The following is a 25,924-nucleotide window of genomic DNA, read 5'->3' on the forward strand; positions in this document are numbered from 1 at the left end:
GAGCTTGGAGGAGGGTGTCCGCTCGGAATTGGCCATGCACCTCTGCAGGCATTAGCAATGCCTCGGCCAATCTGGGACTGCAATTCGACGGGTCGCTGATCCTGCTGGGGCTTGGTGGGATTTTGGATTGCTGGGCGCGTCCGCACTGGTGCTGGAAATGCCATCGGCATGAAGAGAAAGCACGCGTTCAATCGCTCAACGATTTCATCGTGTTCGGCGTGATGGCGGTCGGGTCTTTTTCGTCGGGTGGGCTGCTGTCGGCTTATGGCTGGAATACAGTGCTGTGGGTTTCGCTTTTACCGCTGGTGTTGGCTGTCGTCGCGCTGGCACTGACTGTCCCCAAGTACATGGCCGGTCGGTTTGATCTGAAAGGGCAAGGTGCGTTAGCCACTCGAGCGCATTTCCTGCTCAAACAAATCCCGGGCGCTATACGTCATTTAACATAATATACATTATGCGCAATCATATGATCCGTTATCAGGGTCAGTGCCAGCCAGATTTCAACCAGTGCACCACGCTCCTCATCGACCAAACCCAGCCTGTCTCGATTTGGTCGATGAGCCTGGATCACACCTGAGCGAAACCGCCATCCACGAACATCTCGCTGCCCGTCATGAAGCTGCTCTCATCCGATGCCAGGAACAATGCCGCATTCGCCACTTCATCTGGCTGCCCCATACGACCCAGCGGTACACGCGTAACCATCGAATCGACAATCGCATCCTTCTGGCCGGTACCTGATAGCGCTCTGTCCAAACCTGGTGTCGTTGTCGGCCCAGGTGAAAGCACGTTCACGCGAATACCTGTGCCTTGCAGATCCAGCGCCCAGCTTCTCGCGAAGTTTCGCAGTGCGCCTTTCGACGCGCTGTAGACGCTGAACGCTGCGGTGCCCATCGAGGCCGTCGTCGAACCTGTCAGCACAATCGAGCCACCGGCGCTCATCAATGGCAACGCGTTCTGTACGGTGAACAACGTGCCTTTCACGTTCACGCCAAAGGTGCGATCAAACGATTCCTCCGTGATCGCACCAATGGGCTCCAGATCCCCAAGGCCCGCATTGGCGAACAACACATCAACACGACCTTTGTCAGCCTTGATCTGCGCGAATACCCGCTCAAGATCACGCAGGTTTGAAATGTCGCCCTGGATCGCGATCGCGTCATGCCCGATCAGGACCAAGGCTTTGTCCAGTTCATCCTGGCGGCGTCCCACGATAACGACCTGTGCACCTTCGGCCGCAAAGCGTATGGCGCTGGCCAAGCCGATCCCGCTGTTGCCACCGGTGACGATGGCGATTTTCCCGTTGAGCCTGTTCATGAGTGTTTCCCTCAAATGTTGAGGCCCAAGCGTAGATCTGCGCTATTTTTTTGAATAGTATGCACCTTTTGGTAAGTACCTCAGCCTGAGGGCAAAAACATGTCAAACAGCACCTTTAACTGCGGGCTCGACGCCGCCCTGGCGGTGATTGGCGGGAAATGGAAACCGTTGGTCCTGTATCACCTGGCCCATGAAGTTCACCGTTATGGCGAACTGCGGCGCGCCGTTGGCGGCGTGACGGACAAGGTGCTGATCCAGCAATTGAAGGAGCTGGAACGCGATGAGATCATCGCGCGCATCGACTACAAGGAGATACCGCCAAAGGTCGAATACTCCCTGACTCCCTTCGGACGCTCGCTGGCCCAGGCATTGGGGCCGCTTTGCCAATGGGGCACCGACCATATGCTGGCGGTTGAACGCATCAGTGAGCGCCGAACGACCGCCCTCGCCCAGCCTTAAATTCGCAAAATATCCAACTCGACTAAATGGATATTTAGTTGAGTTAAATCAGTATGTTACGTCTATCTCCCGTATCCATTGCCTATTCACGACACCCTGCCGCTGGTGACTCTGTAGCGAGTCTGTAAACACCGGCTTGTATGCGCCGAGGGCGATCACTAAGCTGGCCCCTCTTTTTTACCGCCGCCCGGAACCACCATGTCTCGAAGTATCGCCCACCTCGCCCTGCTGCTGGGGTTGATCACCGCCGTCGGCCCGTTTGCCATCGACAGCTACCTGCCGGCGTTGCCGACACTCGGCGCCAGCCTGCATGCCTCGCCTGCCGCGGTGCAGATGAGCCTGACGGTGTTCTTCATGATCATCGGTGTGTGCCAGCTGTTCTACGGCCCGATCAGCGATGTGTTCGGGCGCAAGCCGCCGATCTATGCCGGCCTGGCGATTTTCATCGTGGCCAGCATTGGTTGCGCCCTCGCCCCCTCCATCGAGGTGCTGATCGGCTTCCGGGCGTTGCAGGCCTTTGGCGCCTGCGCCGGGATGGTGATTCCACGGGCGATTGTGCGTGACTTGTACACCGGCCATGAAGCCGCGCGCCTGATGGCGTTGCTGATGCTGGTGGTGAGCATTTCACCGATTCTCGCACCGCTGGCCGGCAGCGTGATCATTGCAGTGTGGAGCTGGCGCGAAGTGTTTTGGGTACTGGGTGTGGCCGCAGTGCTGTGCCTGATCATGACCGCCGTGCAATTGCCGGAAACCCACCCCGCCGAACGCCGCCTGGGCAAGACCCTGGGCAATGCGTTCGGCAGCTACGGCGCGTTGCTGCGTGATCCGGTGTTTACCGGGTTGTCGGTAGTGGGCGGTTTTGGCCTGGCGACGTTCTTCGTGTTCATCGGCAGCGCGCCATTCGTTTACATCGAGTACTACGGGCTCACGCCAACGCAATTCAGCCTGTGCTTTGCCCTCAACGCGGCGTCGTTTTTTGCCCTGAGCCAGTTGACCGCGCGCTTGAGTGCACGCTTCGGCCTCGCGCCGTTGATTCGCTGGTCGGTGGCGGGCGTGGCGACCGTCATGACCTTGCTGGCACTTACCACACTGTGGGGCAACAGCCTGCCGTTAATGATGGCACTGCTGTTTATTGGCTTTGGCTTTCTCGGCTTGCTGTTGCCGGCGGCCGGCGTGTTGTCCCTGGAAGATCACGGTGCCGTGGCCGGTTCGGCCTCGGCGCTGTTGGGCGCGATCCAGATGATCACCGCCGCCGTAGCCATGTCCCTGGCCGGCCTGTTCGCAGACCACACACCGGCGCCGATGTTGATCGGCATCGCCCTCAGCGCCGTGGCAGCGATGCTGACGGTGTGGTGGACGCTGCGCCGCCTGCCGGCACACCTGCAACCTCAGTCGCGCACCTGACCAGCGGAGATTGGCGCCCCGGTCTGGAGCCCCATTGCCGCCAAATAAGCCCACGGGTAAATCCCCCGCTGGTGCCCATCGCTGAAAATCAACTGCACGCCATACCCCTGGGGATGGACCTCCAGCACCCGGACACGGTCCGACACCAGCGGCGGCATGCCTCTCAATCGGAAGGCCCGGCACTGCGAGCACGGGCATTCACGGCGCAGGCGAGCGTGGTCGATCCATTGCACGCCGTCGCGCCATTCCAGCCTCAAGCGCCCATCATCATCGCGGCCAATGCCGTTCGGTGCACAGTTCATTGCAGTTGTGCCAGGGCAATGCGCACCGCCTTGCGTACTTCCGGGTCGCCATCGTCGGCCGCATCACGCAGCGGGCCAAGGGCCTGTCGGTCGCCCAACTCGCCCAGCGCCAGGGCGGCTTCCTTGCGCAGGTTGCTGATGCTGTGGCCCAACGTCAGGAGCAGCGCCGACAACGCCGGTGCATACCGCAGGCGCCCAAGGCTGCGGGTAGCGCGCAGGCGGACTTGCCAGTAGTCATCGGCCAGCGCCGTGATCAAGGCGTCGCCCGCGCGGGTGCTACCGACTTTGCCCAAGGTGGTCGCGGCCTCTTCCCGTACTTGCCAGGTGGCGTCCTGCAACGCTTCATACAGCGCCGGCAGTACCCGCTCATCACTGGCCAGGCCGAGGGCGCCGGTGGCGGCACGCCGGACCTCGGTGTCCGGATCGCTGCTGGCCAACCTCGCCAGGGCGTCCAATGCCGGCAGGTGCTTGAGCCAGCCGAGCACACCGACCGCTTCGCGGCGCACCCCCGCATCGGTATCGCTCAGCGCCAGCATTGCCGACGGCGCCGCCGCTTCAAGGCGCAACTCGCGCAGGGCACGGAAGATTGCCGTGCGCACGCTGACGTCGGCGTGGGTGGCCCATGGCAATAACAGCCGGCCCGCCTGCGTCGACTTGAGTACGCTCAAGCTCTGGGCGGCGGCATCACGTACCGACGCTTCAGTGTCGGTCAGCGCCTGGCACAGCGCCTCGACCACTGCGTCTTCTTCCCACGCCTCCAGCAGGCTGGCAGCCTGGGCGCGCACGTCGGTGGCCGGGTCGTGGCGCAGGCTGTCCACCAGCCACACCAGGCCGTCGGGGTCTTCCAGGTCAGCCAAGTCAATCAGGGCGATCCGGCGCATGCCGGCATCCGGCGCTTGCAGCCGCGGGCGCAGGGCTTGGATGTCGGGGTTTTCGGTTTCATAGGTCATATGGCAAATCGCGGTCTTGGGTGATCGTTGGGTAGCCCGAGCGGGTTCAGCCGTGGTAACTGGCGACCATCTTCGTGGTGCAGCAGCTCCAGGCAATGGCGCTTGAGGTGGGTAAATTCCGGCGTGGTCATCAGTTCGGTGCTGCGCGGCCTTGGGAAAGTCAGCTGGAAATCCTCGATGATGCGCCCGGGGCGCGGGCTCATCACCAGGATGCGGTCGGCCAGGAACAGCGCTTCGTCGATGTCATGGGTAACAAACACCACGGTGGTGCGGATGCGCGTCCAGATGTCCAGCAGCAAGGCCTGCATCTTCATGCGGGTCAGGGCATCCAGCGCGCCGAACGGTTCATCCATCAACAGCAGGCCGGGACGATTGATCAATACCCGGGCAATTTCCACCCGCTGCTGCATGCCACCCGACAGCTGGTTGGGCCAGCGCTCGGCAAAACCTTCCAGGCCCACCAGGTGAAGGATCTCATCGGCGGCGGCCAGGCGCTCGGCCTTGCCTACGCCGCGCATCTTCAGGCCGAAGGCAACGTTTTCGCGCACCGTACGCCAAGGGAACAGTGTGTGTTGCTGAAACACCATGCCCCGTTGCTGGGACGGCCCGGCAACCGGCCGGCCATCCATTTCCAGCGTGCCCTGGCTTGGCGTGAGATGCCCGGCCAGCGCGCCGAGCAAGGTTGACTTGCCACACCCGGACGGGCCGAGGATGCACACGAACTGCCCCGGCTCGATCCTGCAATCCAGGGCTTTCACCGCCTCGAATGCCTGCTGCTGTTCGCCCAATACAATGGACAAGCCGCGTATGTCGACACGGCCTTCAAGATGACTCATCAGGCTTTACCTCGTGGTCGATGCCAGGGAGTGAACAGTGCGCCGAGACGCTTGACCAACAGGCTGCTGCCCATGCCCAGCACGCCGATCAACAGCATGCCAACGACAATGTCGGCATAGTTCTGGATGGTGTAGGACTCCCAGGTGTAATAGCCGATGCCGTACTGACCGGAGATCATTTCCGCTGTCACCAGGCAGAACCACGAAGTGCCCATGCCAATCGCCAGGCCGGTGACGATGCTCGGCGCGGCGCCCGGCAAAATCACCTCCAGCAGGATCGCCCGGCGCCCTGCCCCCAGGCTGCGCGCCGAGGCGATCAGCCGAGGATCGACGCCTTCCACGCCATGCACCGTATTGAGCAGCACCGGAAACAGCGCGCCGGTGAAGGTGATAAAGATCATCGACAGCTCCGACGACGGGAACATCAGGATCGCCAGCGGAATCCAGGCCACCGCCGGGATCGGCCGGATCACCTCCAGCGGCGGCAACAGCAGGTCTTCCGCCCACTTCCAGCGGCCAATCGCGATGCCCAGGCCGATCCCCACCAGCGCGGCCGCCAGGTAGCCCTCGAACACCCGGGTCAGGCTTGCGCTCAAGTGCCGCACAAGCTTGCCCGAGTCCGCCAGCCCCAGGGCCGCCTGCAGCACGGAGCCCGGCGTGGGCACATTGGCAAACGTCACCAGCCACAGGTTCCAGTGCTGGCTGGCCGCCAACTGCCAGAACAGCAGGCACAACAGCAAGGAAGCGGCCTTGGGCAGCCAGCGCCATGGGGTGCTTGTCATGAACACGCCCCCTCAGCGACCGGCAACGGCCTGCGCGCCGGCGTCGGTGAAATTGAACACCTTGCCGCCCTGGGCCTGGGCAAATTGCTGCGCCTGGCCCTTGAGCAGGAATGCACTGAGTTGGCCGTGCTGGTTGGTGGCAAACCAGGCCTGGCTCGCCAGTAGCTTGATGCCGCTGTCTTCGGCCTGGGCATACACGGCGCGCACCGCCTTGCCTTGTTTGTTCAGGCTGTCCAGCGCGGTGAACGCCGCCTCGGCCGACGCGTAATCGCGCACCTTGGGCTCACCCTTGACCCAGATTTGCGCGACGTGCTTCCAGTCAGTGACCGGCGCGCCGCTCAGAGCGTCGTTGGCCTTCAGCGGGGCCTGGGCGTAGTTGCCCAATTGCGCCGCATAGTCCAGGCCCGAGGCCTTGAACGCGGCACGGATGTACTGGTCATCGATAAAGGTATTGAGGTCCAGGCCACGGTCGGCCTTTTTCAGCAGCTTGAGGGTGTCGATCGCGGTGCCCACGGCCTGGCGGTATTCGGGTTTCCAGCTCAAGTCACGGGTCTGCACGCCCAGCGGGCCATGGAACAGGTAGTTGACCTCGGCTTCGACGCCGGTGACTTTTTCGATCAGCTCGCTGTACTTCTCCGGCTCTGCGGCCAGCAACTGATTGGCCTCGATACTCGCGCGCAGGTAGGCGACGACCACTTCCGGGTACTGTTTGGCATAACTTTCGTCCACCAGCGCGCCGTGGAACGTCGGGGTGTTGGATTGCGAGCCGTCGTAGATCTTGCGGGCGAAACCACGGTTGGGGAACAGTTCGCCGAACGGCACAAAGTCGGCATGGGCGTCGATCTTGTTGGCCTGCAACGCCGAGCCTGCCACTTCGGGCGCCTGGGCAATGATGTTGACGTCCTTGAGCGGGTCCCAGCCCTGGGCCGCAACAGCACGCAGCAACATGCCATGGGCCGTGGAGGCGAACGGCACGGAAATCGTCTTGCCTTTGAGGTCCGCCAGGGACTCGGCGCTGGAAGCGACCGGCACCACAATGCCGTTGCCGCTGCCCTTGATGTTGCCCGACAACACGCTGATAAACAGGCTGTGCTTGCCCGCCGCCTCGAACGCTACGCCGTTGAAGGCACCGGGGAAGTCGGCCATTGCGCCAAAGTCCAGTTTGCCGGCGACCATTTCATTGGTCAGCGGCGCGCCACTGGTGAAGTTTTTCCACTGCACGTCGTAGGTCGCGTCCTTGTACTTGCCGTCGTGCGGCAGGTATTTGTCCAGCAGCCCCAGCTCGCGGATCAGCAAGCCGCCCGCGGCACAGTTGATGGTGGTGTCCTGGGTGCCGATGGCCACCCGGATCGTTTGTGCCTGGGCCGACAGGCTCAAGCAAGCCAGCACCAGGCCGGCCAGGGTTGCGCGCAATAACATTGGGTAGTTCCCCTCGAATCATGGTTGAAGGAATCGTCTCCGCCACGGTCTGGCGCGGTGGGAAACGAGGGGGTGTGGCTAGGGCTGCGTCCGGGGTTGGCGGATGGCGTTTGCGGCAGGTCTCAGCGCAACAGGTACGGAATCTCGACCTTGACTGCGCCGGTGGGGCAATCTTTTTCACAGGGCATGCAGTACCAGCATTCATCGAACGCCATATACGCCTTCTGCGTTGCCGGGTTGATCGCCAACAGGTCCATCGGGCACACGTCGACGCAGACCGTGCAGCCTTTTTCGGCGATGCACTTGTCCTCGTCCACCGTTACCGGGGCGTTTGAGCGAAAGAATATTTCCTGGGGCTGATAGGCCATTTCACGGTGTCCTGTGGTGAGCGAGCTTGGGGGGGCACATTCAGGCGGCGTCAGCCCCTACGCGCAGGCGGTCGTAAGCCTGCATCTCTTCGGCATCCAGCGGGATCACATAGGGCTCGACGGGTTTCTTGAAGCTGACCATCTGCCCGTCCTCGCCCTTTTTCAGGTGGCAATGGCAGAACCAGTCGGCGTCGTTGCGTTGCGGGTGATCGACCCGGTAGTGGTACAGGCCCCAGCGGCTTTCGGCGCGGTACAGCGAGGCGCGGGCAGCCATTTCGGCGCAGTCGCGGATCACGCTGGTTTCCATGGCGCGCATCAATTCATGGGGGTTGTGCGCCTTCATCTGGTCCAGGTCGCGCTCGATATCGGCGAAGCGTTGCAAGCCGATTTCCATCTTGCGGGTGACCTTGGGCGGCTGCAGGTAATCGTTGACGAAGCGCCGCAGCTTGTACTCGACCTGGGCCGGCGGCAGACCGGTTTCGCGGTCCAGTGGCGCATAGACCCGAGCCTGCTCGGCGGCCACTTGCCGGGCATCCACCGCGCTGAATTCGCGCCCGGCCACAAAGCTTGCCGCGTTGGTGCCGGCAAACCAGCCATAGGTGAACGCGCCGAGCATGTAGTTATGTGGCACCGCCGCCATGTCGCCCGCTGAATACAGGCCCTTGACCGAGGTTTCCGCGCGCTCGTTGACCCACACGCCCGACGCCGAATGCCCGCTGCAAAAGCCGATCTCGGAGATATGCATCTCGACCATCTGGCTGCGGTAGTCGGTGCCCCGGTTGGCGTGGAACTGGCCACGGCTGGGGCGCTCGTTGCTGTGCAGGATCTGCTCGATGTTCTGGATGGTTTCCTCCGCCAGGTGATCGAGCTTGAGGAACACCGGGCCGTTGCCGCTTTCCAGTTCCTGGTGGAACTCCCACATCATCTGCCCGCTCCAGTAGTCGCACTCGATGAAGCGTTCACCCTTGTTGTTGGCGGTATAGCCGCCCAAGGGGCCGGTGACATAGGCGCAGGCCGGGCCGTTGTAATCCTTGATCAGCGGGTTGATCTGGAAGCACTCCAGGTTCGCCAGTTCGGCTCCGGCGTGGTAGGCCATGGCGTAGCCGTCGCCGGCATTAGTCGGGTTTTCATAGGTGCCCATCAGGTAACCCGAGGACGGCAAGCCCAGGCGGCCGGCCGCGCCGCAGCAGAGGATCACCGCCTTGGCCTTGATCACCTGGAAGTCCGCAGTGCGGCAGTCAAAACCCATCACGCCATTCACCGCGCCTTCGCTGTCGGTCAGCAAGCGGGTGCACACCAGGCGGTTGGTGATGCTGACCCGGGCGCGCTTGAGCTGGCGATACAGCACCTTCTTGATGTCGTGCCCTTCAGGCATCGGCAACACGTAGGCGCCCATGTGATGGACTTTTTTCACCGCGTAATCGCCGGTTTCGTCCTTCTCGAACTTCACGCCCCAGCGGTCCAACTGCTCGATGGTTTCAAAACTGTGGGTCGCGTAGGCGTACACCGCCGCCTGATTGACGATGCCGTCGTTGGCAATCGTGATTTCCTTGGTGTACTGCTCCGGCGTGGAGTGGCCGGGAATGATCGCGTTGTTGAGGCCGTCCATGCCCATGCTGATGGCGCCGCTGCGCTTGACGTTGGCCTTGTCGATCAGCAATACGCGCAGATCGCGGTTGGCCTCCTTGGCCTTGATCGCCGCCATGGGGCCGGCAGTGCCGCCGCCGATCACCACGATGTCGTATTCCAGTTCCAGGGTTTGGCGGCTCACGGGCGGCTACCTCGCTGACGGTCGATGCGCAGGCGATACTGAAACGCGTCGCCACGGTAATACAGGTGTTCGAAGTCCACGGGCTGTCCGTCTGCGGTGTGGGTCAGGCGTTCGATGCGCATGATCGGCGAGCCGGCCTCGACGTTCAGCGCCTGGATCAGCTCGCTGTCGGCGAGTACCGCGTCAATCGCCACGTCGGCGTGACCCAGTTGCAAGCCACAGTCGTTCTCCAGGATCAGGAAGATGTCGCGGGTCACCAGGTCGGCGTTTTCCAGGCGTTCGCCCAGGGCCTGGCTGAGGTAGGTGATTTCCAGCGACACCGGCTCGCGGTTGATCAGCCGTACCCGCTTGATCTGCGCGACAGTGCTGCCCTCCTCCACGCCCAGGCGCTCGGCCACCAGCTTGTCGGCGGGCACGAAGCGGTAGCTGCGCAGGCGGTTGATCACTTCATAGCCGCGCTCGGTCATGGACTCGCCCAACCCCTGCAGGGTGCTGACGTTCTGATAAGCCTTGGGTTTGGAAACAAAGGTGCCTTTGCCGTGGATCTTGTAGATCAGGCCTTCCTTTTGCAGATCACCCAGGGCCTGGCGCACGGTGATGCGGCTGACTTTGAAGCGCGTGCCCAGTTCGCTCTCGGAAGGCATCTGGGTGTTCGGCGCGTACTCACCATCAAGGATGCGGCTGCGCAGCAGGTCCCGCAGTTGGGCATGCAGCGGAACGCTGGACAGAGGGGATAAGGCGACGGTTGATTCGTTCATCAGGACCACTTGTCATAACGAGTTATGACGTGATCATAAGGAGTCTTATGAAAAGCCTGGAAATACCGTTTTGGAATAAGGTTATGGACCGGCGAATCCCGCTGCACCTACGGGATGGGTGCAGTGGATCCGCCTGTTTTTATAGAGCAGTGTCTGGACCTGATGAACAATCAGAAGTTATAGCTGACCCGGGTATAGAGGATGCGGCCAAACGGGTCGGCGTATTTCGGGTCGTACCCGCTCTGGAACGCATAGGTCTGGTTGCTGAACGGCGGCGCGCGGTCAAACAGGTTTTTCGCGCCCAGCGTGACGGCCAGGGACTTGCTCCAGTTGTAGGTACCCGCCAGGTCCCAGACGTTGTAGGAGCCTACGGAGTCGTGGGTGTCGGGGTCCGAGTCGTGATAGCCACTGGTGTAGCGGTTGGTCAGGCTGACGCCCAGCGGTCCCCGCGCCCAGGTGCCGGTCAGGCTGTGGCGCCAGCGTGCAACGGCGCCCGCGGTGGAGAACTCGCCGCCACGAAAATCACCGAGTTTGTCGATGTAGTCGCCCTTGAGCTCCTGCTGGTATTTGTATTCGTTGACGTAGGTGCCTTGCAGGCCGATGCCGAAGTCACCGATGGCGGTGCTCGGGAAGCGGTAGTCGAAACTCACATCCACGCCGTTGGTCTTGGTCTTACCCAGGTTGGCAAGGCCGGTAACGATGTGATCGATGGAGCCATCCGCCTTGCGAATCAAGCGGTCGCCGTAGGCATCCGGGTCGTCGAATACCGACGACTCAGGAAACTCGGCAATCTGGTTGGCGATGGTGATCCACCAGAAATCCAGGCCGGCACTGAGGCGCTCGATCGGTTGGAACACGAAACCAAAGGTCACGTTACGTGCGGTTTCCGGGCTCAAGCTGCCGTTGCCCCCGCTTTGCCGGCGGAACTGCTGGGCGCAGTCGCGGTTGCCGATCCCGCCATTGGCCGGGGTGCCGCCCGGGCACAGGCGCGGGTCGTTGTAGTTGGCCACGGTGTAGCTGGTGTAGGTCGGGTTGTACAACTCGTACAGCGACGGCGAACGGAAGCCTTCACTGTAGGCACCGCGCACCACCAGTTCCTTGAACGGCTGGAAGCGGAACGAGTATTTCGGGTTGGTGGTGCTGCCAAAGTCGCTGTATTTGTCATGACGCACGGCGGCAGACAGTTCCAGGCTTTCGAGCACCGGCACGTTGACCTCGGCGTACTCGGCCGACACGCTGCGATTGCCGCGCACCGCGCCATTGGGGTCTACGCCCAGGCTCTGCACGGTCTCGGCAAACTGGGCGAAATCCTGGTGGAAATCCTCCTTGCGATATTCACCGCCCAGCGCCAGGCCCGTCGGCCCCGCACCGAACCAGTCGCCGATTTCACGGCTTACGCGCCCGTCGATACTCTTCACTCGGCCCACGGCAGTGGCGTAATCGCCATCGACGCGGCTGGAGGCGAGCAACGCCCTGCCCGCTTCACTCTGCGGCCCGAACGGGTTGATCACACCGTTGGCAATCCCCTGGCTGATGGTCTGGTCGTTTACATAGCCATCAAGAATGGTTTGCACCACTTTGTTCTGGTTGTAGGACGCGCCGACGTTGTAGTCCCAGTTCGCCACATTACCTTCGAAACTCAGCAGCAGCCGCTGGCTGGTGTTGTCATCTTCGTGCTTGCGCGCGCCGGCATCGGTTTCACGCCAGTTCACGTCTACCGGCTGTGTCGGGTCCAGGGCGAACCCCGTGGGGCCCGGGGTGATGCCGTTGCCCGGATAGAAAGGCGTACCCGGATTGACCTGGGCCCCCATCAGGGTGCCTGGGCCAATCTGCGTGCGGTTTTCGTTGCGCGCCCAGAAGTATTCGAGGCTGACGGTATGGTCATCGGCCAGCTTGCCGGTGGCTTTGGCAAAGGCCGAGGTTTTTTCGGTTTCCGGCACCAGGTCCAGGTAACTCCACAGGCTTTGGCGGCAGATGCCATTGCGTGACAGCAGCCCGGGGGAATTGCAACCGGAGCCGGCCAGCGGGTTGGTCGCGTTGCTGCCCTGGCTCCAGTTGGCCGGCGCGGCGGTGCCGGAGGTGAAATCCAGGCCGCGACCTGGCTGGTAGTTGTAGGTGAAGTCACGGTCCTTGGCCGCCAGGCGCGTCTGCTTGTCGTAGCTGACCACGCCGAACACGTTGAAGCGGTCCTCTTCAAGGTCGCCGAAACCGTAGCTGCCACTGAAGTTATGGCTGTCGCCGCCGCCGGAGCGTGTGGGCGAATCGTAGTTGGTGGAAAGTTGCCCACCGGTGAGGCTGGTCTTGGTAATGAAGTTGATCACCCCGCCAATCGCGTCGGTACCGTACAGCGCCGAGGCGCCATCGCGCAGGACTTCCACGCGGTCGATGGCGGCGAACGGGATGGTGTTCAAATCCACCCCGGAACCGTTGGTGGTGTTGACGGCGTTGTTGCTCAGGCGCCGGCCATTGAGCAGCACCAGGGTTTTGTTCGCGCCAATCCCGCGCAAGTCGGCATACGCCGCACCGCCGCTGCTGGAACCCACCGAACGCCCGGAGCCAACGGCAGACTGGTTGGCCGAAATGCGGTTGATCAACTCCTCGGTGGTGCTCACACCCTGCTCGCGCAATTGCTCGACCCGCAGGATGGTTACCGGCACTGCCGTTTCCGCGTCCACCCGGCGAATCGCCGAGCCGGTCACCGTGACTTTTTCCAGGCGGTAATCAGTACTTTTGCCCTCGGCCGGTGCGACGCTGGTGGACGTCACGGGTGCTGGATGCACCGTCAGCCCCTGTTCGCTGTCGCTCACTTGCAGGCCACTGCCCTGCAACGCCTTGTCCACCGCTTGCAGGCTGCCCAAATCGCCGCGGATGGCGGCACTGCGCTTGCCCTGCACCCACTGTTGATTGAACGAAATCATCACCCCGGTCTGCCGGGAGATATCCAGCAGCACCGTATCAAGCGGGCCGCCAGCGATATCGAAGGTAAACACCTGGCCGGCCACTTCCTGGGCCATCACCGATGTCGTGCACACTCCCATCGCCAGCGCCGCCGCCAGCGTCAGCCTTGGTAGTTGTTGTTTGAATAAAAACATCGAGGAACTCCCTGTTGTATGTGTCTACAGGGATGAGCAACGGCAGACGGATATTTATAGGGCTGCGTTTAGGCGAAGATGCTATGAGTTTATAACCGGTTATAAGAGGCTTGCTGCATCGATTTGGCTGATGTCTTCTATTGGCCCGCAAGCGTTCATCCCCGCGCCAGGTGCTTTGTAGAATGAACCCCACAGTCAAGCCACCACCTTCGTGGTGTCGGAGGTTCTCATGCGTTATCTGCTTATCGCCGTGCTGGGCCTGTTCAGCACACTTGCCTTCGCCCAGGGCGAAACCCCGGTACCCACTGTGAGTGCCAACACCCCCGCCAGCGAGGCGTACGACTATTCCCAGGACCTGGACATCGCCAAGGTGGTGCGCGTCAGTACCGAATCCTCCACCGAGTGCGGGCCGGTCAAGGGTCATATGGTCTACATCGACAGCCACGGCGTGCGTCATGAACTGGACTACATGCGCCTGGGCGATGCCTGCCAGCACGGTTGAGCGCAAACCATTCGTCGGGCTCGGCCGGCATCGATTACAACTATCCGGCAGCTGAAAATCACTAATCCATAGAACCCGTTGTGATCTATGGAGATTGAGATGACTGACTACCCACGCCCACCTTTCGCCAGCCAGGCCCAATCCGTTCCCGGTTCGCAGAAGAAGATGGACCCCTATCCCGACTGCGGCGAGAAGAGCTACACCGGCTCCGGCCGCCTGGCCAACAAGATCGCCCTGATCACCGGCGCCGACAGCGGTATCGGCCGCGCCGTGGCGATTGCCTTTGCCCGCGAAGGTGCCGATGTGGCCATCACCTACCTGGACGAACACGAGGACGCGAAGGAAACCGCACGCTGGGTTGAAGAAGCCGGCCGCCAATGCCTGCTGCTGCCCGGCGACCTCGCGCAAAAAGCCAACTGCCAGGCGATTGTCGACCAGACCATCGAGCAGTTCGGGCGGATCGACGTGCTGGTCAATAACGCCGCATTCCAGATGACCCACGAGACCCTCGAAGAGATACCCGACGAGGAATGGGTCAAGACCTTCGATATCAACATCACCGCGATGTTTCGCATCTGCAAGGCGGCGCTGCCGCATATGAAGGCCGGCGGGTCGATCATCAATACCAGCTCGGTGAATTCCGATATGCCCAAGCCAACGTTGCTGGCATACGCCGCCACCAAGGGCGCGATTGCGAACTTTACCGGTGGCCTGGCGCAACTGCTGGGCAGCAAGGGCATCCGCGTGAACAGCGTGGCGCCGGGGCCGATCTGGACGCCATTGATTGTCTCGACGATGCCGGACGAAGACGTGAACAGCTTCGGCAGCGAGACACCGCTGGGCCGCCCCGGCCAGCCGGTGGAAGTGGCGCCGATCTATGTGTTGCTGGCGTCGGATGAGGCGAGTTACATCTCGGGCTCGCGGTATGCGGTGACGGGCGGCAAGCCGATTCTCTAGGGTCGGATGCAAATCCAGTGTGGGAGCGGGCTTGCTCGCGAAGGCGGAGTGTCAGGCAATGCATCTGTGACTGATCCAACGCCTTCGCGAGCAAGCCCGCTCCCACATTGGGTGCTCGGTCAGCCCTTAGATCGTGTCGGGTCAGCCTTGCGCGGGTAGGTTCTTTCTTCCTGAATCCGCCCATCCATGCTGTGAATCCTCAGCGACGCCGTCTTGTCGCTGAGAAACTCCTTCGCCAACTCAACGATCGCCTCCTTGGTCTCTGCCGTATGCCCAAGCCAACGTTGCTGGCATACGCCGCCACCAAGGGCGCGATTGCGAACTTTACCGGTGGCCTGGCACAACTGCTGGGCAGCAAGGGCATCCGCGTGAACAGCGTGGCGCCGGGGCCGATCTGGACGCCGTTGATTGTCTCGACGATGCCGGACGAAGACGTGAACAGCTTCGGCAACGAGACACCGCTGGGCCGCCCCGGCCAGCCGGTGGAAGTGGCGCCGATCTATGTGTTGCTGGCGTCGGATGAGGCGAGTTACATCTCGGGCTCGCGGTATGCGGTGACGGGTGGCAAGCCGATTCTCTAGGGTCGGATGCAAATCCAATGTGGGAGCGGGCTTGCTCGCGAAGGCGGAGTGTCAGGCAATGCATGTGTAACTGAACCACCGCCTTCGCGAGCAAGCCCGCTCCCACATTGGGTGCTCGGTCAGCCCGGAGATCGTGTCGGGTCAGCCTTGCGCGGATAGGTTCTTTCCTCCTGAATCCGCCCATCCATGCTGTGAATTCTCAGCGACGCCGTCTTGTCGCTGAGAAACTCCTTCGCCAACTCAACGATCGCCTCCTTGGTCTCTGCCGTTTTCGACGGCCGTGCCGAGCCCTGCTTGGTCAACGCCCAACCGGTGCCGGTCTTGTTGATGTTGTAGGTATCCATGGTCTGCTCCTTCGACTGAATAAACACGGCACGCGGCAAAACCCGCGCCCTACTATTGCGAGCGCGGCTGCCGGGCAGAGTTCAAGGCAGTTGGCGGGCCAGGTTACGGGCGGCCCTACAGGTCAAACCGATCCACGGCCCTGCGCCGCTCATTGTCGTCGCGCACATCGTAGGTGGCGGTGGTCTGGATATTGGTGTGGTGCGCCAGCTTCTGGGCGATCGACAGGTCGTACTCTTCAATGACCCGCGTGATAAACGAACGGCGGAAATCATGGGGCATGATTTTCACGCCGACCTGTTCCCCACGCTGGCGGGCGATGTAGTAAATCGCGTGTTTGGTGATGCGCTCGCGGGTGATATGGCTGCCCCGGCGAATCCGGTTGAACAGGAAACCATCGTCCTGCTCCCCCGGTTTCAACTGGCTGCGGCGAAACGCCAGCCACGCCTCCAGCTTGGCAAAGGCCCAGGCCGGTGCGTACTTGATCAATTGCTTGTTGCCCTTGCCGGTAACCTGCAGGCTGCGCTCGTCAAAGTTGACCTGGCCCAGTTCGATGTTCACCGATTCCGACTTGCGCATGCCCGAGCCATACAGGATCCCGATCACCGCCGCATCCCGCAGGCCCTGCGGGCGCGGATCGGCGGCGCAGACTTCCATCAACTCACGAATCAGCGTACGCCGCAGGTTGCGGCCCTGGCTCAGGCGGGTGCCGGCCATGGCCTTGACCGAGCGCATCTTCAGCAGGTGGTCCTGGCTGATCAGGCTCATGCGCCAGGCTTCGTTCATCACCCCGCGCACGGCGTTGACGTACAGCGATGAGGTGTTCGGCGCATACCCGTCTTCCCGCAGCACCGCCACCAGGGCCATGACGTGTTCGGGCTGCAGCAGGTGCCAGTCGATGTCTTCGAGGTTGATGTCTTCAAAGCCCAGGCGGTCGGCGGCGTCCTGCAGCACGTAGCGCATGGTCAGCTGGCTGGAGGGCGCCAGGCGGGTGAGATAGAGGGTCAGCGGGTTGCGGGTAGACTCAGTCAAGGTAGATCAGCCTTTGGATTAAATATGTCGACTAACCATCTGTTTAATCGACATATTTAGTGAATTGGCGAGCGCCGAGTCTAGCGCAGGTCAATCCCCGGGGCTATTCCTGATCGTCTTCCGCCGGGGCTGGCGTCTGCTGCTGGCTCCAGTCGGTGTCCTGCTTCTGCATCAAGGCAAACCAGTGCTGGCGCATGAACTCCAGGTACGGTTTGGGCGCCTTGGCAAAATCTTCTTCGTCGCCGTAACAGCCAGGAAGCGGCAGCTCGGTACCCTGCTCCTTGTACTGGCTGACCAGCGCCTGTTGGGCGGCGATGCTGCAATCCTTGGGCAACGGCATGCCTTGCAGAGCGCCGGCGTCTTCATCCCACCAGCTGGCGCCATAGCGGTCGATGCCGCGCAGGCGGTACTTCTGCGACTTGCCGATGTGCATGATCAGCTTGAAATCATTGGGGCTGACGTCACTGGTGCAGGTGCGGCTATACCCCACGGTGACCTGGCTGATGCCATCGCCCAGCAGGTCGGTGACCTGGGTGGCGTCGCTGTTGAAGTGCGCGCCGGCATCGAACTCGCAATGCTGCACGTCGTCGTAGAGCATCCACAGGCGCTTGGGCCGGTCACCGTCGAGCAGGTACTGGGCGGCGTAGACAAAGGCCGACTGCGCACCGTCGTCGTCGCGTTCGCTGACTTGCTCTGCGAGTACCACCAGGTTCTTGCCCTGTTTGTCGCTCCAGACGAAGGCGCCGACCTGTTTACCCCGCACTTCTACGCCATCGGGCACCTGGTCGATGGACGTCAGTGCCACGCCGTCATCGGCCCGCACACTCGTGGCCCAGGCCACCGTCATCAACAACACCATCAACATTGGCCGTAAACGCTGCACGCTATTCATCCGACTGCCCTGGCAAGAGATGGCTTACTTTACCGGCACTTGCGCGGCATTGCAGAGAAGATTCTTCAGGAACCAGCCCGCGCGCGGAAAAAGCCTACCGGCCCTTCTCCCCTCATCGGCACGGCGTTGTCCGTACTTCTGCTGTTTACCTGAACCCTAGCTGTCTACCTGCCAAAAAAACGACTTTTTCATCTGCGTTTCATATTCGTTGAACATTTTTGCGCTTAATCTTGGCGGCACGACTTGAGAACGAACCGTACTTTGCAGGTTAACTCGTTGATTCCGCTTTACCTTTGAGCATTTTGGTCTTTACTCACGTAAGCCATGGAAGACCCACTGTGACCTGTCAGGACTGTCGAATGAATGCCACAAATCAACGCTATCTTTGATCGGATGCCCGGCATCCGAGGCTGACGATAACTGCTGTCTTTACGCTCCAAGTTGCTCTAACCCCCGAGGTAATGAATCTTTGAAACCCTATCCAATTCATTGCGTGTCGATCGTTATCCCGGTCTACAACGAACAAGAAAGCCTGCCTGAACTGCTGCGCCGCACCATGGCCGCCTGCAAACAACTGGCTTACGAATACGAAATCATCCTGGTGGACGACGGCAGCCGCGACAACTCCGCGCAATTGCTGGAAGACGCCGCCGCGCTCGAAGGCAGCAACGTGGTGGCGGTGATCCTCAACCGCAACTACGGCCAGCACGCCGCAATCATGGCCGGCTTCGAGCATTGCCGGGGCGACGTGGTGATCACCCTGGACGCCGACCTGCAAAACCCGCCGGAAGAAATCCCGCGTTTGGTCGAACAGGCCGCCCTGGGCTATGACGTGGTTGCCACCGTACGCAACAACCGCCAGGACTCGGCCTTTCGCCGCTGGCCGTCGCGCCTGATCAACCTCGCCGTGCAACGCTCCACCGGCGTGGCCATGAGCGACTACGGCTGCATGCTGCGTGCTTATCGCCGCACCATCGTCGACGCCATGCTGGCCTGCCGCGAGCGCAGCACCTTTATCCCGATCCTGGCCAACAGTTTTGCGCGCCACACCACAGAAATCCTGGTGCATCACGCCGAGCGTGAACACGGCGAGTCCAAATACAGCCCGATGCGCCTGATCAGCCTGATGTTCGACCTGCTGACCTGCATGACCACCACGCCATTGCGCCTGTTGAGCATCGTCGGTTTCAGCCTGGCGGCCCTGGGCATGCTCTTCGCCTTTGCACTGATCGTGCTGCGTATCGCTTTCGGCTCCGGTTGGGCCGGCGACGGCATGTTCGTGCTGTTCGCCGTATTGTTCGTGTTCACCGGTGGCCAGTTCATCGGCATGGGCCTCCTGGGTGAATACCTGGGCCGCATGTACAGCGATGTGCGGGCCCGCCCACGGTTCTTTATCGAAAAAGTGCTGCGCAACCAACCGGCAGCACCGGCCGAGACCTTTACGGTCGACGGCCTGACGTCCTCCCACACCTCTACTTCTCCTTCCGATCAGGTTTCGTCATGAATTCAAACGCTGTTGTCTTCGCTTACCACGATATTGGCTGTGCTGGCATTGAAGCCCTGCTCAATGCGGGTTACGAAATTGCTGCCGTGTTCACCCATGCCGATGATCCCAAGGAAAACAATTTCTACGGTTCCGTCGCCCAGCTGTGCGCCCGCAATGGCATCCCGGTACACGCCCCGGAAGACGCCAACCATCCGCTGTGGATCGAGCGCATCGCCAAGCTGAACCCGGACTACATCTTCTCGTTCTACTACCGCAACCTGCTGAGCGAAGCCCTGCTGGCCACCGCCAAGAAAGGCGCGTTCAACCTGCACGGCTCCCTGCTGCCTAAGTACCGTGGCCGCGCACCGGCCAACTGGGTGCTGGTGAACGGCGAAACCGAAACCGGCGTGACCCTGCACCGCATGGTCAAGCGTGCCGATGCCGGCGCGATCCTGGCCCAGCAGAAAGTCGTGATCGAGCGCACCGACACCGGCCTGACCCTGCACGCCAAACTGCGTGACGCCGCCACCAACCTGCTGCGCGACGCCCTGCCGCAACTGGCGCAAGGCAAGCTGACCGAAACCGCCCAGGACGAAAGCAAGGCCACCTACTTCGGTCGTCGCACCGCAGCGGACGGCAAGCTGGACTGGAAAAAACCGGCTGAAGAGCTGTTCAACCTGGTTCGCGCCGTTACCCAACCGTACCCGGGCGCCTTCTGCGCCGTGGGCGAGCACAAGCTGATCGTCTGGAGCGCCGAAGTCGTCAAGGGCAACGAAGGCCTGGCGCCAGGCCGCGTGATCAGCGTCAACCCGCTGCGCATCGCCTGCGGTGAAGACTCCCTGGTGGTCAAGTTCGGCCAGCGCAACGAGAACGGCCTGTACCTGGCCGGCCCGTCCCTGGCGGATGAACTGGGCCTGGTGGATGGTTCCGTACTGCGCGGCGCCGAGTCCGGCCGCAAGCCCCGTCGTACCCGCGTGCTGATCCTGGGTGTGAACGGTTTCATCGGTAACCACCTGTCCGAGCGCCTGCTGCGTGACGACCGTTACGAAATCTACGGCCTGGACATCGGCTCCGACGCCATCGAGCGCCTGCGCAGCCACCCGAATTTCCACTATGTGGAAGGCGACATCAGCATCCACTCCGAGTGGATCGAGTACCACATCAAGAAGTGCGACGTGGTCCTGCCGCTGGTGGCCATCGCCACCCCGATCGAATACACCCGCAACCCGCTGCGCGTATTTGAACTGGACTTCGAAGAGAACCTGAAACTGGTTCGCTACTGCGTGAAGTACAACAAGCGCGTGATCTTCCCGTCGACCTCCGAAGTGTATGGCATGTGCCAGGACCAGTACTTCGACGAAGACACCTCCAACCTGGTGGTGGGCCCGGTCAACAAGCAGCGCTGGATCTACTCGGTCTCCAAGCAACTGCTGGACCGCGTGATCTGGGCCTACGGCGACAAGGGCCTGAAGTTCACCCTGTTCCGTCCATTCAACTGGATGGGCCCGCGCCTCGACCGCCTGGACTCGGCCCGTATCGGCAGCTCCCGCGCCATCACCCAGCTGATCCTGAACCTGGTGGAAGGCACGCCGATCCGTCTGTTCGACGGTGGCGAGCAGAAGCGTTGCTTCACTGACATCGCCGACGGTATCGAAGCCCTGGCGCGCATCATTGATAACGACAACGACAACTGCAACGGCCAGATCATCAACATCGGCAACCCGGAAAACGAAGCCAGCATCCGTCAGTTGGGCGAAGAACTGCTGCGTCAGTTCGAAGCTCACCCGCTGCGCAGCAACTTCCCTCCGTTTGCCGGTTTCCGCGACGTAGAGAGCAAGGCGTTCTACGGCACCGGTTACCAGGACGTGGCGCACCGCAAGCCAAGCATCGAAAACGCCAAGCGCCTGCTGAACTGGGAGCCTACCGTGGAGATGAGCGAAACCATCGGCAACACTCTGGATTTCTTCCTGCGTGAAGCCATGCTCGAAATCGCGGACAAGCGTTGATGCAAGCGGGTCTACGCATCGACGTCGACACTTACCGAGGCACCCGTGAAGGGGTGCCAAGGTTGTTGGAGTCGCTTGATGAAGCCGGGGTCAAGGCGACCTTCTTCTTCAGCGTCGGGCCGGACAACATGGGGCGCCACTTGTGGCGCCTGATCCGCCCGCAGTTCCTGTGGAAGATGCTGCGCTCCAACGCGGCCGGTTTGTACGGCTGGGACATTTTGCTGGCCGGCACCGCCTGGCCGGGCAAACCCATTGGCCGCGACCTGGGGCACCTGATGCGCCAGGCCAAGGCCGCCGGGCATGAAGTCGGGCTGCACGCCTGGGATCATCACGGCTGGCAAGCCAACACCGGGCGCTGGAGCGATGCACAGCTGATCGAGCAGATTCGCCGTGGCGTCGACACCTTGAGCGACATCCTCGGTGAACCCATCGACTGCTCAGCCGCCGCCGGCTGGCGTGCCGATGAGCGCGTGGTGCAAGCCAAGCAACAGTTCAATTTCCGTTACAACAGCGATTGCCGCGGTACCAGCCTGTTCCGGCCGACCCTGGCGGATGGCAGTGCCGGCACGCCACAAATTCCGGTGGACATGCCGACCTTCGACGAAGTCGTGGGCCCGGTGGTGGCCGCCAAGGATTTCAATAGCTACATCCTCGACCGCTTCAAGCCGTCGAAGCTCAACGTCTATACGATCCACGCAGAAGTAGAAGGGATTCTGATGGCCAATGATTTTCGCCAGTTGCTCGCCCAGGCAGGGCAGCGCGGCATCGCGTTCAAACCGTTGGGCGACCTGTTGCCCGCCGACCTCACCACCCTGCCCCAGCAACAGCTGGTGCGTGGTGCGTTGAGCGGCCGTGAAGGCTGGCTCGGAGTGCAAAAGGCATGATCCGGCGCTGGGCCCTGCCCCTGCTCCTGCTGGCCTTCGGGGTGTTCTACCTGATCCCGTTGGCCACCCACGGCCTGTGGATCCCCGACGAAACCCGCTATGCGCAGATCAGCCAGGAAATGCTGCTGACCGGCAAATGGGCCTCGCCACACTTCATGGGGATTCGCTACTTCGAGAAACCGGCGGCCGGGTACTGGATGATCGCGCTGGGCCAGGCGATTTTCGGGCAGAACCTGTTCGGCGTGCGTTTTGCCTCGGCCTTGAGCACCGGCTTGAGCATCCTGCTGGTGTATTTCGTGGCCCGGCGTTTGTGGAACGACCCGCGCAAGAGCCTGGTCAGCGCCGTGCTGTACATGAGTTTTGTCAGCGTCGCGTTCCTGGCGGGCTATGCCAACCTCGACCCGCAGTTCACCTTCTGGGTCAACCTGACCGGGGCGGCGCTGTGGTTCTGCTTCGACAGCACCACCACCCGCGGCCGCCTGTGGTCGTGGGCCTTGCTCGGGTTCGCCTGCGGCATGGGGTTCATGACCAAGGGTTTCCTTGCCTGGTTGCTGCCGGTGCTGATCGCCCTGCCCTACGTGCTCTGGCAAAAACGCATTCGTGAACTGCTCACCTATGGCTTGGTGGCCGTGGTGGTGGCGATTGTCGTGAGCCTGCCCTGGGCGCTGATGGTGCATGCCCAGGAACCGGACTACTGGAATTTCTTCTTCTGGCACGAGCACATCCAGCGCTTTGCCGGCGACGACGCCCAGCACTCCGAGCCCTTCTGGTATTACCTGCCGCTGATGGTTGCGTTCACCCTGCCGTGGATGGCGTTGCTGCCGTCCACCGTGAAGCAGGCATGGCTGGAAAAACGCAACAGCAAGGTCGCCTTCCTGCTGCTGTGGCTGCTGATGCCGCTGGCGTTCTTCAGCCTGGCCAAGGGCAAGCTGCCGTCGTACATCATGCCGTGCCTGCTGCCACTGGCGCTGCTGATGGGGCATACCCTCGCCGACAAACTGGCCCAGGCCCGTGGCCGCGTACTGCGCATCAACGGCTGGGTGAATCTGGTCATTGGCATATTGGCGTTGCTGGCCCTGACCTGGTTCCAGCTGAAAAAACCGGTGTACGAGCACGGCCAGGAAACACTCAGCCTGGTGCTGGTGTTCGTCTTCCTGTTCGGCTGGATCATCGCCAACCTGCTGCAAGCCGCCCGCCCGTTGCACATGTGGGCCGCACCGGTGATCGGCAGCTGGTTGCTGGTGGCGCTGGTGCCGGCCGCGTTGCCGCACTCGGTGGTTTATAACAAGACCCCCGACCAGTTCATCATCGACCACCTCCAGGAGCTGCAGCCGACCACTGCATTGCTGAGCAACGACCTCGGCGCCGCATCGGCCTTGTCATGGCGCCTGCAGCGTCCTGAAGTGATGCTCTACAACACCGTTGGCGAAGTGAAATACGGCATCGCCTTCCCGGACACCGCTTACCGCAAGATCGATGCCGCCAGCGTCCAGCAATGGATGAGCGATGCGCGCAAGCAAGGCTCGGTGGGCGTGGTGATGCGGGTCAAGGGTGACGACGAACGCCAGGAAGTGGACCTGCTGCCCAAAGACGGCAAGCGTTACGAGCAGGGCAATATCGTGATTCTGATCTTCCCGCAGAGCGCGCCATGACCACTCTGTTGCTGTTGTTAGGTGCCTGCCTGCTGACCTGCATGGGCCAGGTGTCCCAGAAGTTTGCCGTGGAAGGCTGGCGTGACCAGCCCGACGGTTGGGCCCTGAAGCTGCGCTCGCCGTGGCTGTGGTCGGCGCTGGTGTGCCTGGGCCTGGGTTTGCTGGTGTGGCTGCTGGTGCTGCAACGTTTGGAAGTCGGCATCGCCTACCCGATGCTGAGCCTCAACTTTGTATTGGTCACCCTGGTGGCGCGCTTTGTGTTCCACGAACACATCGATGGTCGCCACTGGTTCGGCGTGCTGCTGGTGATTGCCGGTGTGGTGCTGCTGGGGCGTCAGGTATGAGTCGCGCTCGCGGTTTTGCCCTGGCCCTGGGCAGCGTGGCACTGGTCAGCGGTGCCCAGTTGGGCATGCGCTGGAGCATGACGCGCCTGCCATTGCCCACCGAATGGCTGACAGCACTCAACACGGGTGCCATCGACCTCGGCGCACTGGGCGTGGTGATCCTGGCGATCATCGCCTATGCCCTGTCGATGCTCTGCTGGCTTGGCGCGCTCAAAGACCTGCCGCTGGGCCGTGCCTACTCGCTGCTCAGCATCAGCTACGCATTGGTCTACCTGCTGGCCGCCAGCCTGCCGGTGTTCAACGAACATTTTTCGCTTTCAAAAACTGCGGGAGTGGCCTTGGTCATTCTCGGAGTCCTGACTATCAACTCTCGTCGTGCTAGCACCACAAGTCCCAGGAATGCCCCATGAAAATCAGTGTATTTGGTAGCGGTTACGTCGGTCTCGTACAGGCCACCGTGTTGGCCGAAGTCGGCCACGATGTCATCTGCATGGACGTTGACGAGAACAAGGTCAAGCTGCTGCAACAGGGCCACGTGAGCATCTTCGAGCCGGGGCTGGCGGCCATGGTCAAGGAAAACCTCGAAGGCGGACGCCTGACGTTTACCTATGATGAAAAACTCGCCGTCGAACATGGCGAAGTGCTGTTCATCGCCGTGGGCACCCCCTCCGATGAAGACGGTTCGGCCGACCTGAAATACGTGCTGTCCGTGGGCGATGCAGTGGCTCGCCACCGTATCGACCCGGTGATCCTCGTGGAAAAATCCACCGTACCCGTAGGCACCGGCGACACCTTGCGTGCGCACATGGAAAAAGCCCTGCGCATTGCCGGCCGCCACCTGGAGTTCGATATCGTCTCCAACCCGGAATTCCTCAAGGAAGGCTCGGCCGTTGCCGACTGCCGCCGCCCGGACCGGATCGTCATCGGCTGCGAACGTGAGGAAGTGCGCGAGGTGATGCGTGAGTTGTATGCACCGTTCAACCGCAACCACGACCGCATCATCTTCATGGACCTGCGCAGCGCCGAACTGACCAAGTACGCCGCCAACTGCATGCTGGCCACCAAGATCAGCTTTATCAACCAGATCGCCGAACTGGCCGAACACCTGGGCGCCGACATCGAAGCCGTGCGCCTGGGCATTGGTGCCGACTCGCGTATCGGCTACCACTTCATCTACCCAGGCTGCGGTTATGGCGGCTCGTGTTTCCCCAAGGACATGCGCGCCCTGATCCACAGCGCCAAGGCCGCCAACTGCTCCAGCGACCTGCTGGAAGCCGTGGAAGCCATCAACCAGCGCCAGAAGAGCAAGCTGTTCGAACGCGCCAATGCATTCTTCAAGGGCGACCTGCGCGGCAAGACCTTCGCCTTGTGGGGCCTGGCGTTCAAGCCCAACACCGACGACATGCGCGATGCGCCAAGCCGGGTGCTGATGGAAGCCTTGTGGGCCGCCGGCGCCAATGTACGTGCGTTTGACCCGGAAGCCATGCAGGAAACCCAGCGCATCTACGGTGATGACCCGCGCCTGATGCTGATGGGCACCCCGGAATCCACCCTGAGTGGCTCTGACGCCTTGATCATCTGCACAGAATGGCAACAGTTCAAGGCACCGGACTTCGACCTGATCCAGCAACGCCTGAAAACCCCGGTGATCTTCGACGGCCGCAACCTGTACGACGGCGAACGCCTGGCACGCAAAGGCATCCAGTACTTCCCGATGGGCCGCGGCGATTCCTGCAACTTGCCGATCCCCCAGCAAAACTGGGCGCCTCAGGCCGAGGAAGCCTGAGA

25 protein-coding genes and 2 pseudogenes are annotated in these 25,924 nt (G+C 61.8%); 13 read left to right on the top strand and 14 right to left on the bottom strand.

Going from position 1 to position 25,924, the window contains the following annotated elements; all coding sequences use genetic code 11:
* Positions 1-14 precede the first annotated feature (14 nt).
* Positions 15-446, top strand: coding sequence for a hypothetical protein (locus HX817_RS31455; RefSeq protein WP_256348845.1), 432 nt, complete (start codon positions 15-17; stop codon positions 444-446).
* A gap of 121 nt (positions 447-567) precedes the next feature.
* Here HX817_RS31455 and HX817_RS29050 read toward each other — a convergent pair whose 3' ends face one another.
* Positions 568-1,317, bottom strand: coding sequence for an SDR family NAD(P)-dependent oxidoreductase (locus HX817_RS29050; RefSeq protein ID WP_102369069.1), 750 nt, complete (start codon positions 1,315-1,317; stop codon positions 568-570).
* Positions 1,318-1,416: 99 nt separating this feature from the next.
* Between HX817_RS29050 and HX817_RS29055 the strand changes: the two genes are divergently transcribed.
* Positions 1,417-1,776 (top strand): helix-turn-helix domain-containing protein, encoded by a 360-nt coding sequence (locus HX817_RS29055; protein WP_177021099.1) that lies wholly within the window; start codon positions 1,417-1,419, stop codon positions 1,774-1,776.
* A 198-nt stretch (positions 1,777-1,974) separates the two neighbouring features.
* The gene (locus HX817_RS29060; protein WP_008433402.1) at positions 1,975-3,180 is read left to right on the top strand and encodes a multidrug effflux MFS transporter; all 1,206 of its coding nucleotides are present in this window, start codon (positions 1,975-1,977) and stop codon (positions 3,178-3,180) included.
* On the opposite strand, the gene HX817_RS29065 is transcribed toward HX817_RS29060, so the two are convergent.
* From HX817_RS29065 to HX817_RS29105, 9 genes are all read right to left on the bottom strand, one after another.
* Entirely contained in the window at positions 3,165-3,482 is a 318-nt protein-coding gene (locus HX817_RS29065; RefSeq protein WP_177042046.1) for a DUF971 domain-containing protein, read from the bottom strand. The two genes, HX817_RS29060 and HX817_RS29065, sit on opposite strands and share 16 nt — an antisense overlap.
* On the bottom strand, positions 3,479-4,432 hold the full coding sequence (locus HX817_RS29070) for a HEAT repeat domain-containing protein (RefSeq protein ID WP_177042048.1): 954 nt from the start codon (positions 4,430-4,432) through the stop codon (positions 3,479-3,481). Before HX817_RS29070 ends, HX817_RS29065 begins: the two co-directional genes overlap by 4 nt.
* Positions 4,429-5,268: an ABC transporter ATP-binding protein gene (locus HX817_RS29075; RefSeq protein WP_177037163.1), complete on the bottom strand. Its 840-nt coding sequence runs from the start codon at positions 5,266-5,268 to the stop codon at positions 4,429-4,431. Before HX817_RS29075 ends, HX817_RS29070 begins: the two co-directional genes overlap by 4 nt.
* Entirely contained in the window at positions 5,268-6,050 is a 783-nt protein-coding gene (locus HX817_RS29080) for an ABC transporter permease (protein WP_177037165.1), read from the bottom strand. Before HX817_RS29080 ends, HX817_RS29075 begins: the two co-directional genes overlap by 1 nt.
* A gap of 12 nt (positions 6,051-6,062) precedes the next feature.
* The gene (locus tag HX817_RS29085) at positions 6,063-7,469 is read right to left on the bottom strand and encodes an ABC transporter substrate-binding protein (protein WP_177042049.1); all 1,407 of its coding nucleotides are present in this window, start codon (positions 7,467-7,469) and stop codon (positions 6,063-6,065) included.
* A 122-nt stretch (positions 7,470-7,591) separates the two neighbouring features.
* The gene (locus HX817_RS29090; RefSeq protein ID WP_003217650.1) at positions 7,592-7,837 is read right to left on the bottom strand and encodes a ferredoxin family protein; all 246 of its coding nucleotides are present in this window, start codon (positions 7,835-7,837) and stop codon (positions 7,592-7,594) included.
* 40 nt (positions 7,838-7,877) lie between these two features.
* Positions 7,878-9,608 carry a fumarate reductase/succinate dehydrogenase flavoprotein subunit gene (locus tag HX817_RS29095; protein ID WP_003217648.1) on the bottom strand — a complete coding sequence of 577 codons (1,731 nt, stop codon included), beginning with the start codon at positions 9,606-9,608 and terminating at the stop codon, positions 7,878-7,880.
* Positions 9,605-10,366 (bottom strand): GntR family transcriptional regulator, encoded by a 762-nt coding sequence (locus tag HX817_RS29100; RefSeq protein WP_177042051.1) that lies wholly within the window; start codon positions 10,364-10,366, stop codon positions 9,605-9,607. Before HX817_RS29100 ends, HX817_RS29095 begins: the two co-directional genes overlap by 4 nt.
* Before the next feature lie 170 nt (positions 10,367-10,536).
* The gene (locus HX817_RS29105) at positions 10,537-13,458 is read right to left on the bottom strand and encodes a TonB-dependent receptor (protein ID WP_177042054.1); all 2,922 of its coding nucleotides are present in this window, start codon (positions 13,456-13,458) and stop codon (positions 10,537-10,539) included.
* Between the two features lie 229 nt (positions 13,459-13,687).
* Here HX817_RS29105 and HX817_RS29110 point away from each other — a divergent pair, with 229 nt between their 5' ends.
* Both HX817_RS29110 and HX817_RS29115 read left to right on the top strand, forming a co-directional pair.
* Positions 13,688-13,960, top strand: coding sequence for a DUF2790 domain-containing protein (locus HX817_RS29110; RefSeq protein ID WP_102369062.1), 273 nt, complete (start codon positions 13,688-13,690; stop codon positions 13,958-13,960).
* Between the two features lie 99 nt (positions 13,961-14,059).
* A complete protein-coding gene (locus HX817_RS29115; RefSeq protein WP_177042056.1) occupies positions 14,060-14,917 on the top strand; it encodes an SDR family oxidoreductase in 858 nt (285 codons plus the stop codon).
* Positions 14,918-15,036: 119 nt separating this feature from the next.
* On the opposite strand, the pseudogene HX817_RS29120 reads toward HX817_RS29115, so the two are convergent.
* Positions 15,037-15,186, bottom strand: a pseudogene (locus tag HX817_RS29120) (DUF2188 domain-containing protein); the annotation flags it as partial.
* On the opposite strand from HX817_RS29120, the pseudogene HX817_RS29125 reads away from it, so the two are divergent.
* Positions 15,187-15,498, top strand: a pseudogene (locus HX817_RS29125) (SDR family oxidoreductase); the annotation flags it as partial.
* Between the two features lie 119 nt (positions 15,499-15,617).
* Here the strand turns inward: HX817_RS29125 and HX817_RS29130 are convergent.
* The 3 genes from HX817_RS29130 to HX817_RS29140 all read right to left on the bottom strand — a co-directional run bounded on the left by HX817_RS29130 (position 15,618) and on the right by HX817_RS29140 (position 17,764).
* Positions 15,618-15,842 (bottom strand): DUF2188 domain-containing protein, encoded by a 225-nt coding sequence (locus HX817_RS29130; protein ID WP_003217639.1) that lies wholly within the window; start codon positions 15,840-15,842, stop codon positions 15,618-15,620.
* Positions 15,843-15,957: 115 nt separating this feature from the next.
* Positions 15,958-16,872 carry a tyrosine recombinase XerC gene (xerC, locus tag HX817_RS29135; protein WP_087692998.1) on the bottom strand — a complete coding sequence of 305 codons (915 nt, stop codon included), beginning with the start codon at positions 16,870-16,872 and terminating at the stop codon, positions 15,958-15,960.
* Positions 16,873-16,975: 103 nt separating this feature from the next.
* Entirely contained in the window at positions 16,976-17,764 is a 789-nt protein-coding gene (locus HX817_RS29140; RefSeq protein WP_177042058.1) for a M949_RS01915 family surface polysaccharide biosynthesis protein, read from the bottom strand.
* 469 nt (positions 17,765-18,233) lie between these two features.
* Here HX817_RS29140 and arnC point away from each other — a divergent pair, with 469 nt between their 5' ends.
* The 7 genes from arnC to HX817_RS29175 are packed head-to-tail and all read left to right on the top strand — an operon-like array spanning position 18,234 to position 25,922.
* On the top strand, positions 18,234-19,268 hold the full coding sequence (gene arnC, locus HX817_RS29145; RefSeq protein ID WP_003217633.1) for an undecaprenyl-phosphate 4-deoxy-4-formamido-L-arabinose transferase: 1,035 nt from the start codon (positions 18,234-18,236) through the stop codon (positions 19,266-19,268).
* On the top strand, positions 19,265-21,256 hold the full coding sequence (gene arnA, locus HX817_RS29150; RefSeq protein WP_177042060.1) for a bifunctional UDP-4-amino-4-deoxy-L-arabinose formyltransferase/UDP-glucuronic acid oxidase ArnA: 1,992 nt from the start codon (positions 19,265-19,267) through the stop codon (positions 21,254-21,256). Before arnC ends, arnA begins: the two co-directional genes overlap by 4 nt.
* On the top strand, positions 21,256-22,140 hold the full coding sequence (arnD, locus tag HX817_RS29155) for a 4-deoxy-4-formamido-L-arabinose-phosphoundecaprenol deformylase (RefSeq protein ID WP_023658828.1): 885 nt from the start codon (positions 21,256-21,258) through the stop codon (positions 22,138-22,140). The genes arnA and arnD overlap by 1 nt, the downstream gene beginning before the upstream one ends.
* Complete coding sequence (gene arnT / locus HX817_RS29160; RefSeq protein WP_177042062.1) at positions 22,137-23,792, top strand: lipid IV(A) 4-amino-4-deoxy-L-arabinosyltransferase; 1,656 nt, start codon at positions 22,137-22,139, stop codon at positions 23,790-23,792. Before arnD ends, arnT begins: the two co-directional genes overlap by 4 nt.
* Complete coding sequence (arnE, locus tag HX817_RS29165) at positions 23,789-24,136, top strand: 4-amino-4-deoxy-L-arabinose-phosphoundecaprenol flippase subunit ArnE (RefSeq protein WP_003217625.1); 348 nt, start codon at positions 23,789-23,791, stop codon at positions 24,134-24,136. The genes arnT and arnE overlap by 4 nt, the downstream gene beginning before the upstream one ends.
* Positions 24,133-24,546 carry a 4-amino-4-deoxy-L-arabinose-phosphoundecaprenol flippase subunit ArnF gene (gene arnF, locus HX817_RS29170; RefSeq protein ID WP_177021107.1) on the top strand — a complete coding sequence of 138 codons (414 nt, stop codon included), beginning with the start codon at positions 24,133-24,135 and terminating at the stop codon, positions 24,544-24,546. The genes arnE and arnF overlap by 4 nt, the downstream gene beginning before the upstream one ends.
* Positions 24,543-25,922: a UDP-glucose/GDP-mannose dehydrogenase family protein gene (locus tag HX817_RS29175; RefSeq protein WP_102369058.1), complete on the top strand. Its 1,380-nt coding sequence runs from the start codon at positions 24,543-24,545 to the stop codon at positions 25,920-25,922. The genes arnF and HX817_RS29175 overlap by 4 nt, the downstream gene beginning before the upstream one ends.
* Positions 25,923-25,924: the final 2 nt, after the last annotated feature.

Source organism: Pseudomonas sp. C6002, assembly GCF_013385805.1.
Classification (GTDB): Bacteria; Pseudomonadota; Gammaproteobacteria; order Pseudomonadales; family Pseudomonadaceae; genus Aquipseudomonas.